The sequence below is a fragment of the Ulvibacter sp. 2305UL32-6 genome, from assembly GCF_058148545.1.
On sequence record NZ_JBYVKA010000002.1, the window covers coordinates 256,580 to 269,745 of the forward strand.

The window sequence follows — 13,166 nt, forward strand, 5'->3', positions numbered from 1 at the left end:
AACTTATGATTACTTTCGTTTATTACGTTTGTTGTAATTCTTGTCGCCTTTCGTCTTCGGTTTTTTATATTTTTTAGCGATCTTATATTGGTAAGATCCACCTTGATTGGTCTTTTGATTTTTCTCACTCTTTTCGTGAAAACTAGGCCCCGGAACGTCTTCGGCCGTTTGTTTATGAGGATTATCTGGTTCAAAGACCTTAGGTTGCTCTTCGGGTGTAAGGCGTTTGGAATGTTCCACTTCCGAAGGAAATTCTCTCAACGGAATTTTATAATTCATAAGGCCTTCAATCGCTTCTTTTAGAGGCGTTTCAAATTCGGTATAAAAAAGGATAGAGGTTCCTTCTGCCTCTGCCCGTCCGGTTCTACCAATGCGGTGCATGTAATTTTCAGGATATTTTGGCGTATCAAAGTTGATCACATGGGTAATTAAGTCTAAATCCATACCGCGCGCCATCACATCAGTTGCAATCAAGATCCTATTCTTTCCTTCGTTAAACTGGTTGATTGAACGCAATCTGTAATTTTGTGATTTGTTGGAGTGTATTACACATGCTTCGGAACCATAAAATTCGTCGACTACTTCAAAGAGACGGTCGGCACTACGCTTATTAGACACGAACACCAAGACTTTGGTGAATTCGTCTGTATTCCGAAGTAAATGAACTAATAAATTCGCTTTTGTATAAAAATTGGTAACCTCGTAGGCCTGCTGCGAAATATTTTCTAAAGGTGTTCCACTAACAGCTACTGCGATTTTCTCTGGCACCGTAAAAAAATCATTAATAAGTGCCTCGACATCATCGGTCATGGTTGCAGAAAACATGATGTTTTGTCGTTTTTTTGGCAGAAGATCAAAAATGTTTGTAAGTTGAAAACGGAAACCCAGATCAAGCATGACATCAACTTCGTCAATAACTAGTTTCTTAATTGATTTTAGCTGAAGTGTACGACTCACAGCAAGATCATACAAGCGTCCCGGAGTAGCTACTACGATGTCACAGCCTTGGGCTACTTCTTTCTTTTGGGTATTAATATTTGTTCCTCCATAGACACCAATAGTTCGCACTGAGAGATATTTAGCAAATTTTTCGATCTCTTCAACAACCTGAACAACTAATTCACGGGTAGGAACCAACACTAATACGCGTGGATCATCTTGTTTTGAAAACTTTAGATCTTGTAATATAGGAAGCATATACCCCAGGGTCTTACCTGTTCCTGTTTGCGCTATTCCCACAACGTCTTTACCCGCTCGAACTACAGAAAAAGCCCGCTCTTGAATAGGCGTTGGAGATTCAAAGCCAAGATCGTCTATTCCGTACTGAAGTTGTTTGTTTAAGTTAAGGTCCTTAAAGGTTTGCATAAAGAAATTTTGGCAAAGGTACGTCAACTATTGGGTATAAAGCGAATGTGTCTAAAAAGTATAATATATTATGTACATTTACGGTTTTAAAAATTTCCTCGTATGATTAAGAATATACTTCTCGCAGTTGTCCTATTAGCTACAACTAACACCGTTTTTTCACAAGAAAAAGAGATCAAAATTGAAGAAGAACGTGTGGCAAATCGCCTCATGCTCTACGCTGTTAATGAAAACCTAGTCGATCTTGACGTTATGTTAGAGGTTGAAGGTACTGGTTTTAGACAGAGTAAATCAAAACCTCGTATGGTTCGCGTACCAGCGACATCAAAAGTACACATGCTTAATTTGATGGTCAATAAAAAACAACAACCTGTTTATACTGCAAAGATCACTGCAAACGACAGCTTGTCTAGACGCGCATTACGTAAACCTTTTGATCTTGTAAAAATTGACCCTAAGAAGCCTCTTACTGTTTATCTTACACGTAATTGCGTTACTTGTGATACCATTGTGGCTAGCTTAAATGCGAGTCCGTATCGCTATACATTACACGATCTTGTAGAAAAACCTGAAATAGAAAAGCAGTTAGCTGGATCATTTGTTGGTACAGGAACTACAATTGAAGAATTAACAAATCCTGTTTTCAGCATTCAAGGAAGTATCTACGGAAATATATCTGACTACGATACTTTATTAGAAAAACTAAACGAATAGCCCTCTGCATCCAAACAACATACATAAAGAAGGATATGATTTTTCGGCATTAACGAAACATCATCCCGAACTCGAACCCTTTGTTTTTATAAACGAACACGATAGAGAGTCTATTGATTTTGCTGATCCTGAGGCTGTTTTACACCTTAATAAAGCGCTGCTTAAGCGCCATTATCATGTAAACGACTGGAATATTCCGGCACATTATCTCTGTCCACCAATACCTGGCCGCGCCGAGTATATTCACCATCTAGCAGATATTATTGCTGAAACTGGAAAATCGGAAAACATACGCGGACTCGATATTGGAGTAGGCGCCAATTGTATTTACCCTATTTTAGGAAGTCAGATCTATCGCTGGAATATGGTGGGAGCCGATATTGATGACAACGCAATTGCTGCTGCACAAGCCAATGCACGTGCTACCGAGGGTACTGCAAAGCGTGTTGAGATCAGGCATCAGCCAAACAATGCCAATATATTTGAAGGGATTATAAAAAGTGGTGAATACTTTCATTTTACCATGTGTAATCCTCCATTTCATACTTCCGAAGAAGAAGCGACTAAAGGAACACTTCGGAAATTACGTAATCTTGACGATGATGATGCGCCGTATAAAACAAAGAAAGAAATTGTTTTAAATTTTGGCGGACAAGCGAACGAATTATGGTGTAATGGTGGCGAAGCGCTCTTTATTAAACGTATGATCAAACAAAGTGCTTCTTTTAAAACACAAGTTGGCTTCTTCTCTACCCTTGTTTCTAAGAAAGAAAATCTCAATAAGATCTACAAACAGCTTGACAAGTTAAAAGCGACACATAAGACCGTTATTATGAATCACGGAAATAAAAAGATCCGATTTGTCTATTGGTCTTTTAACAAAGATCAGTCTTCGGGAGGATAGCCGTGAATATCTTCAAAAAGCGTGTCAAAATTCTCTCGTAAATAAGCACGAAGTTTTAAACGGTAATCGTCTTTTAACCACGACACAAAATTGTGGGTGCTCTTACTAATGCATTTGGTGTATTTGTTAATACGAAAGTCAATATCGTCTCCTAACATCTTTGCTAGTCCTAAGGCATCGTAAACGTCTTCACTATTCTCAACACACATTTTGGCGTGATGATGTATGGAACGCTCTAAAACAACCTTTGACGACTCACCACTCTTGATAGAATCTACATAGGTCTTTTTAATATCGAAATGAACATCCTCAGACTTGGCAAATTCTTCCCGAAGTTCATCCGGCATGGTATAGGCAAAGTTGTCTTCAATATCTTCATCATCCAGAATGTTCTCGAGGTACATATTGGGTGACTTAAAGATACGTTGCCAATCTAGATCTGCTCCCCAAGGTCCGAAACGATGAAAATTATTTCCTAGATCAATTACTTTAAAAGTAGATTTATTATTGAGAACACGAGACCCACGACCAATCATTTGATAGTATAGGGTAAGTGATTTTGTGGCACGATTGAGAATGATAGACTCTACAGTGGGTTCATCAAAACCTGTAGTTAAAATACTCACGGAAGTTAGAATAGCATCTGGAGTATCTTTAAACCATTTTAAGATCGCTTTTCTTTGTTTTTTTGTTGCAGTATTATCTAAATGGGCAACGGGATAACCTGCGTGTTTAAAGGCGTCATATACATATAAAGATGTATTGATACCATTGTTAAAGATCAGTGTTTTCTTTCCTTTACAGCGCTCTTCATACGCTTGTAACAGCTTACTCAACATGTCACTTCCGGTATAGAGATCTTCAGATGACTGCACGGTATAGTCTCCGTTGGCTCCCACAACTAAGGAAGTTAACCCTACATTATATGAATACATCTCGGCCCGCGATAAAAAGCCGTTTTCAATAAGAGATTCAATAGATTCTCCTGTAATAAGTTCATCGTAGTTGTTGCTCATTGGCAACTTGATATTTGAACTTAAAGGTGTTGCGGTAACTCCTAAAATAAATGCTTTTTCAAAAAACTTAAACAGTTTTGTGAAGGAGTTGTAATGCGCTTCATCAATAATTACAAGTCCGACGTCACTAATATCTAGCTTATCTTCCTGAAGTCTGTTGTTTAAAGTTTCAACCATTGCAACAAAGCAACTGTATTCACCTTGATCTTCTAGGTTTGCTGTGCTGTTTACCACCTTATTTTTAACACCAAACTCAGTAAGCATGGTAGATGTTTGCTTACACAGCTCAATGCGGTGTGTCATCACAAGCACTTTTTTCTTGTGGTTTTTTAAATACTGTCTAACGATCTCAGAAAAAATAACCGTCTTTCCCCCACCAGTTGGTAGTTGATACAGTAAATGATAATCTTCAGCTGCATCATCGAAGGCAGTGAAAATTTTATCAATCGCACCTTTTTGGTAGCTGTAGAGGTCTTTTCCTGTTTTTTCTTCGTCTAAATCGATCTGATTTTTACCCATGTAGTTTTTTACTTTGCAAGGTTGCAAAAGTACGGTCTTTTCAGGGTATTTTAAGCATATCCAAAAAAAAATTTAATCAAATAATTCAAGGATTTTTTCTTTGTGAAAGATCTATGAATGATTTTAAAGTGTCTCGCTGCGCTTGCCGGAAATCAGGATGGTACTGAAGTCTTCTGCCTTGCGATAGCGCATGCACTTCTGTTTCACCTTGAAATAACATTTTTGTTCCTGTAAGTGAGAGCGTTGTGATCAATTGTGGATTGCTTCTTTTATAGGCAATTTTTCGTTCCGTTCTTATAAACTGAAGTGGCACGCTAAACAATTCATTCAAACTGATCTTTTTATTGCTTATGCTATTTTTTTCATCGGTGATACTATGAATAGAATCAACTACAAATCGGCAATCTTCAGCAACGGGTTTTAACTGAAAAGCTAATTCCGACTTTGCATTAATGAAATTGATCTCAATATTGTTTGTCATACTTCCGAAGTAAACATATTCAAAATCGGAGACAAAAATATATTTTTGGTATAATGAGTCGTTAAAAACACCGTTATCTTCTTTTAAACTTTTATCACTTCGGGAGGTAAAATAAATGATACGTTCTGGATCATTATTTGACTGAAAAGCATATAATTCTTCTACCACTTGAATGTCGTCATTCGCCTGCACATCGGTTGCTGTACAAGGCGTATCACAAAGAAAAAAGCGTTTGTTACCATAGGTGTTGCGCGTTTCACATAGTCTAAAAACATAGCCCGTATATTCGTCTAAGCGAACCGTTTCCTGCATACTTTTTTTGTAATTACTTCCGCAGGAAGCTACCAAAGCACTTGCAATGACAAGAATATAAATAAAACTGTTTCGCATCATTTTGAGTTGTTAAATTCAGATCCTCCCCCTAGGGCAAATCTCCAACTATAGTAATAATCGGGATGGTACGGAAAATCGGTCGAGTCGTGTATAAAATCCTGAATATCAATTGCATTGATGTCGTATACTGTTGCATAGGCATTATAAGCTTGTCGAAAGCTCCGCATTCTGGCGGTCCACTGCTGCTGATTAAAACCGAAAGCATCTCCATTTTTATATGGTATATGATCTAGTTGCAATTTATCGGCTGCATCAACCGCATACTGCTGCCATCCTGTAAACTTATGAAAGCTCAACTCCAAGGCGTTCACATGATAATCGGCATCTAAATGCACGCTAAGCAGCATGCCACCTGTATAATAGCGGTCTTCTTTGTCCCCCAAAAAGCTTAAAATTGGTCCGCCGTCATTGTAATATGCAAGTTGGACATAGCGCGCGACATTCAGATTGAAAAACCCAATGGTTTGTGAGGCGCGATTTTTATCGGGATTCATTAACCAATTCGAACCTAAAGAAATTGAATAGTCGAAGGTATTCTGTAATGGATTTGCTGTAAAATCTGAAAAGTGATGCAAAGGTACCAAACGTTTCTCTATGCGATCTATAACAATTTCATTGTGGTATCCCGCTGTGAGCGTAGCATTTGCAAAGAAATCGAAAAACGCGGTACGATAATAATTTGTATTCAAATTACTTCCAAGCATACCTTTATTATAGAAAAGTACACCAATATGTGCGGTTGGAAGCACGCCAAAGTCATGGTTGGCTATAGGTACATATTGCGCAATACCCGCCGTGGCGCTAATTCGAAATTTGAGACCGTGTTTAACTTGATACTCCCCAACCAGATTTACGCCAGCTCCCAAACGAAGATCGTCTAAAGTGCTTTGCGTCTGCGAGGTTGATTCGAAAATGCCCACAACCAACATCGCAATAACAATATATACGGTATATCTCATTCTTAACGTGTAAAATTTCCGAAGTGAGGCAGTTTCAAAAAATATAAGTAACGGGGAATGAAGTAACTAAGGTATCGTTTTTTTTCTGAAAACAACTTGGCTCTCAACAAAATTACTGCGAATTCAAACTTTATTTAAATTGTATCTTTACTGAAGAAACCAACCAAGAACCATTATGAGAACTAAACCAATTGCACTATTTACAGTTATTTTAACCTTTTTAGCTTGTAATGAAATGCCGAAAGCAGAAGATCAAGCCATGACCGAAGAACAACTCATTGCAAAGGCCAGTGCCATTCATGAACGTGTAATTACACTCGATACACATTGCGACATCAACACTAAGAATTTTACCGATTCTATCAATTACACTCAAGAACTTGAAAACCAAGTAACCTTGCCAAAAATGAAGGCTGGTGGTCTCGATGTAGCCTGGTTCATTGTTTATACCGGACAAGATTCGTTAACTGATAAAGGCTTTGCGAAAGCATACCAAACGGCTAAATCAAAATTTGATGCTATTGATAGGCTAGTAAATGAATACGCGCCTAGCGAAATTGAACTTGCTACATCAAGTGCCGATGTAAAACGTATCACCAAAGCAGGAAAGAAAGTTGCAATGATAGGCATCGAAAACGGCTATCCTATTGGAAATGATGTGGGTCGCGTTGCAGAGTTTTACGACTTGGGAGGTCGTTATATGTCGCTTGCGCATAATGGTCATAGTCAGTTAAGCGATAGTAATACAGGCGAAGCAGATAGCATTTGGTTGCATAATGGCTTAAGTGATCTAGGCAAGGAAGTTATAAAAGAAATGAATCGGGTTGGGATGATGATCGATGTTTCGCATCCTTCCAAAGAGGCCATGCGGCAAATGATAGAACTGAGCGAAGCTCCTATTATTGCGTCTCACTCGTCGGCCCGAGCATTATGCGATAACAGTAGAAATCTAGATGACGAGCAATTGCAGTGGATGAAGGAAAATGGAGGAGTTGTTCAAACGGTAGCCTTTAGCAGTTACTTAAATACAGAAAAGTTTGAAAAACGTGTTGGAATTGAAGTTGAAGTAGCCAAAAAGATCGCAGATTCGATGGGCGTGCGCTGGTTGGATCGCAGTGAAGTATTTACCGTATCAAACGATGAACGAGAAACGTATTTTGATTTCTTGGGCAAAATGGTTCCTATTAGAAAAAGGATGTTGGCTAAAATGAACAACCTCCCTCCCGCTGTTGATGTTGCTGATTTTGTGGATCATATTGACTATTTGGTTAAAAAAATAGGCATCGAGCACGTGGGAATAAGTAGCGATTTTGATGGTGGTGGTGGAATTACAGGTTGGAGTGATGCTTCGGAAACGATGAATGTTACCGTCGAATTGGTACGCAGAGGTTATACTGAAAATGAAATTTCCATGCTTTGGAGTGGTAATTTGCTTCGTGTTTTGGATGAAGTGACTGAAGTAGCTGAAAATATTCAGAAAAAAGCATAAAATTTTTTAAGCACTTAAAAATTTAACGATTAGCGGCTTCAAAAGGCCGTATACCCTATTAACACTGAGCTTACACTGCCCACAACGATCATTGATCGCTGTGGGTTTTTTAATTGCATACTGCCTAAATTGTTAAAAAAGCGTTAAAATAGTACTTTGCATTACATAGTACTGTAACAAAATTACAAGTATCACGTCTATTAGATATAACCACAAAACATTAGAAATTATGAGAACTTTAGATAACAATCAAATTACAAGCCAATTTCCAACTTCAAAAAGCTATGCTTGGAATCAGAAAAGACGTTATAGATAAGAACGTCATAGTAAACTAACCTTTAAATTATAGCATCATGAGAACATTAGATAACAATCAAATCACAAGCCAATTTCCAACTTCAAAAAGTTATGCTTGGAATCAAAAAAGACGTTATAGATAAGAGCGTCATCCTATTATCAACCTTTAAAATATAGCATCATGAGAACTTTAGATAACAATCAGATCACAAGCCAATTTCCAACATCAAAAAGCTATGCTTGGAACCAAAAAAGACGTTACAGATAACACGTATCATTAAATCAACCCCTAAACTAACAACTATGAAACCCGTACAGCAATATTCAGGAAGCTTAAGAAGAGTTATGAAGCGTCAACAACTACACGCTATAAAAGCTGTACGTTGTTATTCGGAAGAGACAAAGCCTCGAACAGGCTTTTCAAAATATGCGTTTTAACGCAGCATCAATCAAAAATCGAACAGTTACCAACCAAAAAAGAGTGTTTGTCAATAGACAAGCACTTTTTTTATTCTCCTTTTTTTGGAGCCCTAGGTGGCATGGGGCCACGAAGATGAATGATAAGTCCGTTTAAAAAATTTCGAAGAAATTGATCCCCACATTCCATAAATTTGGGATGGTCTGGATTTCGGTACAAAGCACCTATTTCACTTTTGGTCACGTTAAAATCGACCAACTTGCAAATCTTTACAATGTCTTCGTCACGTAGTTTATGTGCTACGCGCAGTTTTTTCATGATATCGTTATTGGTAAGTGCAGCCATAATTAAACGAACATTTCTTTAAATTTGATATCCAAAGCCTTTTGTATTTCATGTACACGTTGAATCTCGCTAGGTAATACCAAGGCTATAGATTCTCCTGTTTCTCCTGCCCTAGCCGTTCTTCCACTTCGATGTGTATAATATTCTAACTGCTCAGGCAATTGATGATGTATAACGAAAGCTAAATTATGTACATCAATACCGCGCGCAGAAACATCGGTTGAGATCAATATTTGCAAACTCTTATTCTTAAACGCGCGCATTACTTTATCGCGTTCTTTTTGTTGCATATCGCCTTCTAAAGCAGCTACCGAAAAACCTTCTTCGGTCAACTCGGCCGTTAGAGCTTGTGTTCCTAGTTTAGTTCTGCAAAAAATAATACCTCTCTTTTCCCCCATTTGATCGAGCAAGCCTGCAATAACATTAACCTTATTCTTAATGCTAGTACTAATATAATGGTGGCTTATGTTTGCGTTTACAAGCAGGTTTTTATTCACCGAAACCTGTTTCGCATTAGCATCCATATAGGTTTGCACAATAGCTCGTATCTCCTTAGGCATAGTGGCCGAAAACAACCACGTATTCTTTTGAGTTCCCGTTTTTGCTAAAATAGTTGTAAGATCATGTTGAAACCCCATACTTAGCATCTCGTCGGCTTCGTCGAGAATAACAGTTTTAATGTTTCTCAAGTCAATAACTTTACGGTCAAGCAGATCAACAAGACGGCCAGGTGTTGCAACCACAATATGTGTTGTTCTACGTAGACGTGCTATTTGAATATCAATTTTCTCACCGCCGTAAACACCTTCAGCAAAAATTTTACTTTCAGCATATTTTGTAAACTTAAAAAGTTGTTTCTGAATTTGCTGTACTAACTCCCTGGTGGGAGCTAGAATGAGCACTTGAACGCTATTTTTTGTGGGATCAATTTGTTGTAAAGCGGGTAACCCGAAGGCTGCCGTTTTTCCAGTACCTGTTTGTGCCAGTCCAATAAAATCGGTTGGAGATGCAAGCAAAACTGGTATGGTACTTTGTTGTACTTCTGTAGGTATTTTAATTCCTAGTTCCTTGAGGCCTTTGATAAGATCAGTGCGTACCCCAAGTTCCTTAAATGTAGTCATTATTGGTCTTAAACTTTTTTCACTTTTACAGCATTCATTCCTTTTTGTCCTCTTTCCAATTCATACTGCACGCGATTACCTTCTACAATTTCTTGAAGGGTACCACTTACATGGACAAAATAACGCTCTTTGTTTTCAGCATCAATAATAAAACCAAATCCTTTAGAACTATCAAAGAAATCAACAGTACCTTCACGTACCGGATCTTCTTCTTCTCCTTCTTCTTTGGGAGGAATTCCCAATACGATATCCTCAGCTTCAATCTCAACCTTCAGTGACGGATCTGGTGGCGTATCCACCAAGTGACCATTATGGTCAACGTATACAAACATATTGTCTTGATCAATACCTTTTTCGGCATTGGCCTTACGCTCTTCGCGCTTTTTACGTTTCTCTTCCTGCTTCTTTAAGCGCTTCTTTTCTCGTTCTTTTTTTCCGTAGGTCTCTTGTGATCCTGCCATGTACTTTTATCGTGTTTTAGATTATAACCGCAAAGGTACTGTTTATATAGGTTCATTCCATATTATTTCAAAGCTTTTCTTAACGTTATTCCATTTTTTTGCAACAATTCTCTTTACTTTTGCCGAAATTACTTCGGAAGTTTCCCTCGGGAATTCAATTTTTTAATGAATCATCAATATTTTAAGATATATAAACCCTACGGCTATCTCAGCCAGTTCATTACAAATGACGCCAAAGCAAAGAAGAAACGCTTTCTAGGAGAGCTCTATCCTTTTCCTGAGGGTACTATGGCAGTAGGACGTTTAGATGAAGCAAGTGAGGGGCTACTGCTTCTTACAACCAACGGAGCCTTTAGCTATCATATAAATAAAGGGCATGTTGAAAAGGAATACTACGTTCAAGTTGACGGGATTATTTCAGAAGAAGCTATTAAACAGTTAGAAAGAGGCGTTGAAATAGGGATTAATGGAGACAAATACACTACAAAGCCCAGCAAGGCAAGACAAATCCAAATTCCTGCGCTCCCTCCTACCAAGCAGCGAATTCGCGATGATCGTCATGGTCCTACTTCATGGCTTTCAATCATAATTACCGAAGGAAAATTTAGGCAGGTTCGCAAAATGACCGCGGCTGTTGGCTTTCCTACATTGCGATTGGTGAGATATCGCGTAGACCATTTTACCATTGACATGATGAAAAGTGGCGAGGTCATTAATATTACTTCTGAAGTGACTAACGGTCTTTCGGACTGATATGTCCGTACTTTTTAAATTGTTTTGCTACTTCTAAAAGATCTTTAGGAGCAAATACTCGTTCCGAAGAAACCGGATGTTTTACCAAATGTCTTAAAGGTCGAATTGGCCTTGGTGCAAAGCCGCCACCGCAATTCGGACAAACATTTTGAAAAACAGTTGTTGTGCATGATTTACAATAGGTACATTCAAAAGTACAGATCATCGCATCTGTAGCGTTATAAGGCAGGTCCTTGTTGCAATGTTCGCAGTTGGGTCTTATTTCTAGCATACTGAAAGATAGCGCAATTCGATAAATTAGTCGCTAGATTCTAAAGAAAAAAATGCATTTACGGGCTTACTAAAGACTTCAGATAATTTTAATGCTAACACTGTTGAGGGCACATATCTGTTGGCTTCGATCGAATTAATCGTTTGACGAGAAACCCCTATCTGCTGGGCGAGATCTTCCTGGGTTAAGCCGAGGATGGCACGTTCTACTTTGAGTGTATTCTTCATTATTCTCGCTTTTTAACAAAATGAAAAAACATTAAATAAACGATAAGCATAAACCAAAGTATTTGAAAATCGCCAAGATCCTCAACCGCTGCTTTTTCGGGTTTAATTAGAAGTGCAACAAAATAAGTTATTAAAGGTTGAAACAGCACATATAACACTGCCGCCAAAAAAGTAAAGGAAAAGGCCTGACCTCTCATTTTTTGAATACGCTCATCCTCTATTTCCTCTTTTGAAATGACAACGATAAAAAGAAAAACCAAAGAAACTTTCTTTAGTATATTTTTGAGAATCTCTAGATCTCCATCAAAAAACTTTGTACTTAGTAGTATGGCAAATACTACGGCAAACCCAATCCAACCATAACGCTTCCATTTATTGGATAATCTGAAATTCATTAAACGGTTTGCCCCTCTGCGTTCACAGTCTTGTATCGATTTTAAATTCATCTTCGGAAAATTTAATTATACATAAATTTGGAAAGTATAATTTCCATAATGACAAATATACTTTACATTTTAGATAAAACTGTATATTCCGAAGAAAAAAATAAAATTATTCTTTAATGATAATAATAGTGGCTTTATAGCCTGTGAGAAGATTCCATTTCTTGGCCGAGACAAGTTGTCCGTTTTCGTCATAAATATGAAGCTCAGCTGTATTTGGCCCAGAACTACCCTGGTTAAGAGCTAAAAAATCTACTTCATTAATGCCTGGTTGCAACGGAATATCGAGTCCGTTGAACGATCCCGTCAATACAATATCGGAACGAACCACGTCTTTATTAACATATACTCGAATTCGATCTCCATCAACATATTCATGGTCTCGGTAGACCACATTCACTTTAGATGCTCTTACTCGAACCTCCCCCAACGCTTGATCTTCTCCCAAGGGAGTAATATTGGTCTTGTCTTTTGTAAAAGCTCGTGGCGCCTTATTTGTTGTATAATCCATCAGTCCATCGCCTTTGGTGATATCTAATTTTTTAGGCTTGTTAAGGCCTAAATCACTATCGATAGCAGATTGTACAGGGTCTTTTGGCTCGCGCAAGCTAGGAATTTTAAACGCCGGAAGCTCGTAACCCGTTGGAGTTTCCACCTCGGTATCTTTATACTCAAACTCTACAGTTTCAGTATTGGTGTCCAACTGCGCATGGGCAGAAACAATGGTTGTCACACAAATAATAAGGAAAAATAGCTTTTTCATGCAGTTATATTCTAAATAGTACGAAGCAATAATTAAACCAAAGACGATAATTATCTAAAACTATTTCGGTTTTCGAGAATTTCTCCAAATAAAGTATAAAATTACACAAATGATTGGAAGAACCACGTAAATAATAATATCGGCTGGATTTGAAAAATCTATTGGCGTATTGTCGTCAGGGTTAGGGAGATCTGTTGGAAGTTGCATCATTTCTTTTTTGATGAAAA

The 13,166-nt window shown here is 37.9% G+C and carries 15 protein-coding genes; 4 read left to right on the top strand and 11 right to left on the bottom strand.

What is annotated here, in order from left to right:
• Positions 1-9 precede the first annotated feature (9 nt).
• Positions 10-1,365 (bottom strand): DEAD/DEAH box helicase, encoded by a 1,356-nt coding sequence (locus ACY2RU_RS06930; protein ID WP_490137707.1) that lies wholly within the window; start codon positions 1,363-1,365, stop codon positions 10-12.
• 102 nt (positions 1,366-1,467) lie between these two features.
• Here ACY2RU_RS06930 and ACY2RU_RS06935 point away from each other — a divergent pair, with 102 nt between their 5' ends.
• On the top strand, positions 1,468-2,079 hold the full coding sequence (locus ACY2RU_RS06935) for a hypothetical protein (protein WP_490137708.1): 612 nt from the start codon (positions 1,468-1,470) through the stop codon (positions 2,077-2,079).
• Positions 2,080-2,098: 19 nt separating this feature from the next.
• Positions 2,099-2,983, top strand: coding sequence for a 23S rRNA (adenine(1618)-N(6))-methyltransferase RlmF (gene rlmF / locus ACY2RU_RS06940; protein ID WP_490138276.1), 885 nt, complete (start codon positions 2,099-2,101; stop codon positions 2,981-2,983).
• On the opposite strand, the gene ACY2RU_RS06945 is transcribed toward rlmF, so the two are convergent.
• The 3 genes from ACY2RU_RS06945 to ACY2RU_RS06955 all read right to left on the bottom strand — a co-directional run bounded on the left by ACY2RU_RS06945 (position 2,965) and on the right by ACY2RU_RS06955 (position 6,351).
• Positions 2,965-4,518 (bottom strand): DEAD/DEAH box helicase, encoded by a 1,554-nt coding sequence (locus ACY2RU_RS06945; RefSeq protein WP_490137709.1) that lies wholly within the window; start codon positions 4,516-4,518, stop codon positions 2,965-2,967. The two genes, rlmF and ACY2RU_RS06945, sit on opposite strands and share 19 nt — an antisense overlap.
• 85 nt (positions 4,519-4,603) lie before the next feature.
• Complete coding sequence (locus ACY2RU_RS06950) at positions 4,604-5,392, bottom strand: hypothetical protein (protein ID WP_490137710.1); 789 nt, start codon at positions 5,390-5,392, stop codon at positions 4,604-4,606.
• Positions 5,389-6,351 carry a polymorphic toxin type 23 domain-containing protein gene (locus ACY2RU_RS06955; protein WP_490137711.1) on the bottom strand — a complete coding sequence of 321 codons (963 nt, stop codon included), beginning with the start codon at positions 6,349-6,351 and terminating at the stop codon, positions 5,389-5,391. Before ACY2RU_RS06955 ends, ACY2RU_RS06950 begins: the two co-directional genes overlap by 4 nt.
• A gap of 175 nt (positions 6,352-6,526) precedes the next feature.
• On the opposite strand from ACY2RU_RS06955, the gene ACY2RU_RS06960 reads away from it, so the two are divergent.
• Positions 6,527-7,840: a dipeptidase gene (locus tag ACY2RU_RS06960; protein ID WP_490137712.1), complete on the top strand. Its 1,314-nt coding sequence runs from the start codon at positions 6,527-6,529 to the stop codon at positions 7,838-7,840.
• Positions 7,841-8,645: 805 nt separating this feature from the next.
• Here the strand turns inward: ACY2RU_RS06960 and ACY2RU_RS06965 are convergent.
• Genes ACY2RU_RS06965 through ACY2RU_RS06975 form a run of 3 tightly spaced genes read right to left on the bottom strand, consistent with a single transcriptional unit; the run spans position 8,646 to position 10,482 of the window.
• Positions 8,646-8,900 carry a DUF1456 family protein gene (locus ACY2RU_RS06965; protein WP_490137713.1) on the bottom strand — a complete coding sequence of 85 codons (255 nt, stop codon included), beginning with the start codon at positions 8,898-8,900 and terminating at the stop codon, positions 8,646-8,648.
• Positions 8,901-8,902: 2 nt separating this feature from the next.
• The gene (locus ACY2RU_RS06970) at positions 8,903-10,021 is read right to left on the bottom strand and encodes a DEAD/DEAH box helicase (protein ID WP_490137714.1); all 1,119 of its coding nucleotides are present in this window, start codon (positions 10,019-10,021) and stop codon (positions 8,903-8,905) included.
• Positions 10,022-10,029: 8 nt separating this feature from the next.
• The gene (locus ACY2RU_RS06975; protein WP_490137715.1) at positions 10,030-10,482 is read right to left on the bottom strand and encodes a cold-shock protein; all 453 of its coding nucleotides are present in this window, start codon (positions 10,480-10,482) and stop codon (positions 10,030-10,032) included.
• 165 nt (positions 10,483-10,647) lie between these two features.
• Here ACY2RU_RS06975 and ACY2RU_RS06980 point away from each other — a divergent pair, with 165 nt between their 5' ends.
• Positions 10,648-11,235, top strand: a complete 588-nt coding sequence (locus ACY2RU_RS06980) for a pseudouridine synthase (RefSeq protein ID WP_490137716.1) — start codon at positions 10,648-10,650, stop codon at positions 11,233-11,235.
• Here the strand turns inward: ACY2RU_RS06980 and ACY2RU_RS06985 are convergent.
• From ACY2RU_RS06985 to ACY2RU_RS07000, 4 genes are all read right to left on the bottom strand, one after another.
• Positions 11,216-11,506 carry a DUF1272 domain-containing protein gene (locus tag ACY2RU_RS06985; protein ID WP_490137717.1) on the bottom strand — a complete coding sequence of 97 codons (291 nt, stop codon included), beginning with the start codon at positions 11,504-11,506 and terminating at the stop codon, positions 11,216-11,218. The genes ACY2RU_RS06980 and ACY2RU_RS06985 overlap by 20 nt on opposite strands.
• Positions 11,507-11,532: 26 nt before the next feature.
• Positions 11,533-11,733 (bottom strand): helix-turn-helix transcriptional regulator, encoded by a 201-nt coding sequence (locus tag ACY2RU_RS06990; RefSeq protein WP_490137718.1) that lies wholly within the window; start codon positions 11,731-11,733, stop codon positions 11,533-11,535.
• Positions 11,733-12,179, bottom strand: coding sequence for a hypothetical protein (locus tag ACY2RU_RS06995; protein WP_490137719.1), 447 nt, complete (start codon positions 12,177-12,179; stop codon positions 11,733-11,735). Before ACY2RU_RS06995 ends, ACY2RU_RS06990 begins: the two co-directional genes overlap by 1 nt.
• A gap of 106 nt (positions 12,180-12,285) precedes the next feature.
• The gene (locus ACY2RU_RS07000) at positions 12,286-12,939 is read right to left on the bottom strand and encodes a hypothetical protein (RefSeq protein ID WP_490137720.1); all 654 of its coding nucleotides are present in this window, start codon (positions 12,937-12,939) and stop codon (positions 12,286-12,288) included.
• Positions 12,940-13,166 lie beyond the last annotated feature (227 nt).

Coding starts and splice junctions, on each gene's coding strand:
- ACY2RU_RS06950 (WP_490137710.1), bottom strand. CDS start 5,392: ATGATGCGAAACAGTTTTATTTATATTCTTGTCATTGCAAGTGCTTTG.
- ACY2RU_RS06970 (WP_490137714.1), bottom strand. CDS start 10,021: ATGACTACATTTAAGGAACTTGGGGTACGCACTGATCTTATCAAAGGC.
- ACY2RU_RS06965 (WP_490137713.1), bottom strand. CDS start 8,900: ATGGCTGCACTTACCAATAACGATATCATGAAAAAACTGCGCGTAGCA.
- ACY2RU_RS06985 (WP_490137717.1), bottom strand. CDS start 11,506: ATGCTAGAAATAAGACCCAACTGCGAACATTGCAACAAGGACCTGCCT.
- ACY2RU_RS06960 (WP_490137712.1), top strand. CDS start 6,527: ATGAGAACTAAACCAATTGCACTATTTACAGTTATTTTAACCTTTTTA.
- ACY2RU_RS06935 (WP_490137708.1), top strand. CDS start 1,468: ATGATTAAGAATATACTTCTCGCAGTTGTCCTATTAGCTACAACTAAC.
- ACY2RU_RS07000 (WP_490137720.1), bottom strand. CDS start 12,939: ATGAAAAAGCTATTTTTCCTTATTATTTGTGTGACAACCATTGTTTCT.
- ACY2RU_RS06930 (WP_490137707.1), bottom strand. CDS start 1,365: ATGCAAACCTTTAAGGACCTTAACTTAAACAAACAACTTCAGTACGGA.
- ACY2RU_RS06980 (WP_490137716.1), top strand. CDS start 10,648: ATGAATCATCAATATTTTAAGATATATAAACCCTACGGCTATCTCAGC.
- ACY2RU_RS06975 (WP_490137715.1), bottom strand. CDS start 10,482: ATGGCAGGATCACAAGAGACCTACGGAAAAAAAGAACGAGAAAAGAAG.
- ACY2RU_RS06945 (WP_490137709.1), bottom strand. CDS start 4,518: ATGGGTAAAAATCAGATCGATTTAGACGAAGAAAAAACAGGAAAAGAC.
- ACY2RU_RS06990 (WP_490137718.1), bottom strand. CDS start 11,733: ATGAAGAATACACTCAAAGTAGAACGTGCCATCCTCGGCTTAACCCAG.
- ACY2RU_RS06955 (WP_490137711.1), bottom strand. CDS start 6,351: ATGAGATATACCGTATATATTGTTATTGCGATGTTGGTTGTGGGCATT.
- ACY2RU_RS06995 (WP_490137719.1), bottom strand. CDS start 12,179: ATGAATTTAAAATCGATACAAGACTGTGAACGCAGAGGGGCAAACCGT.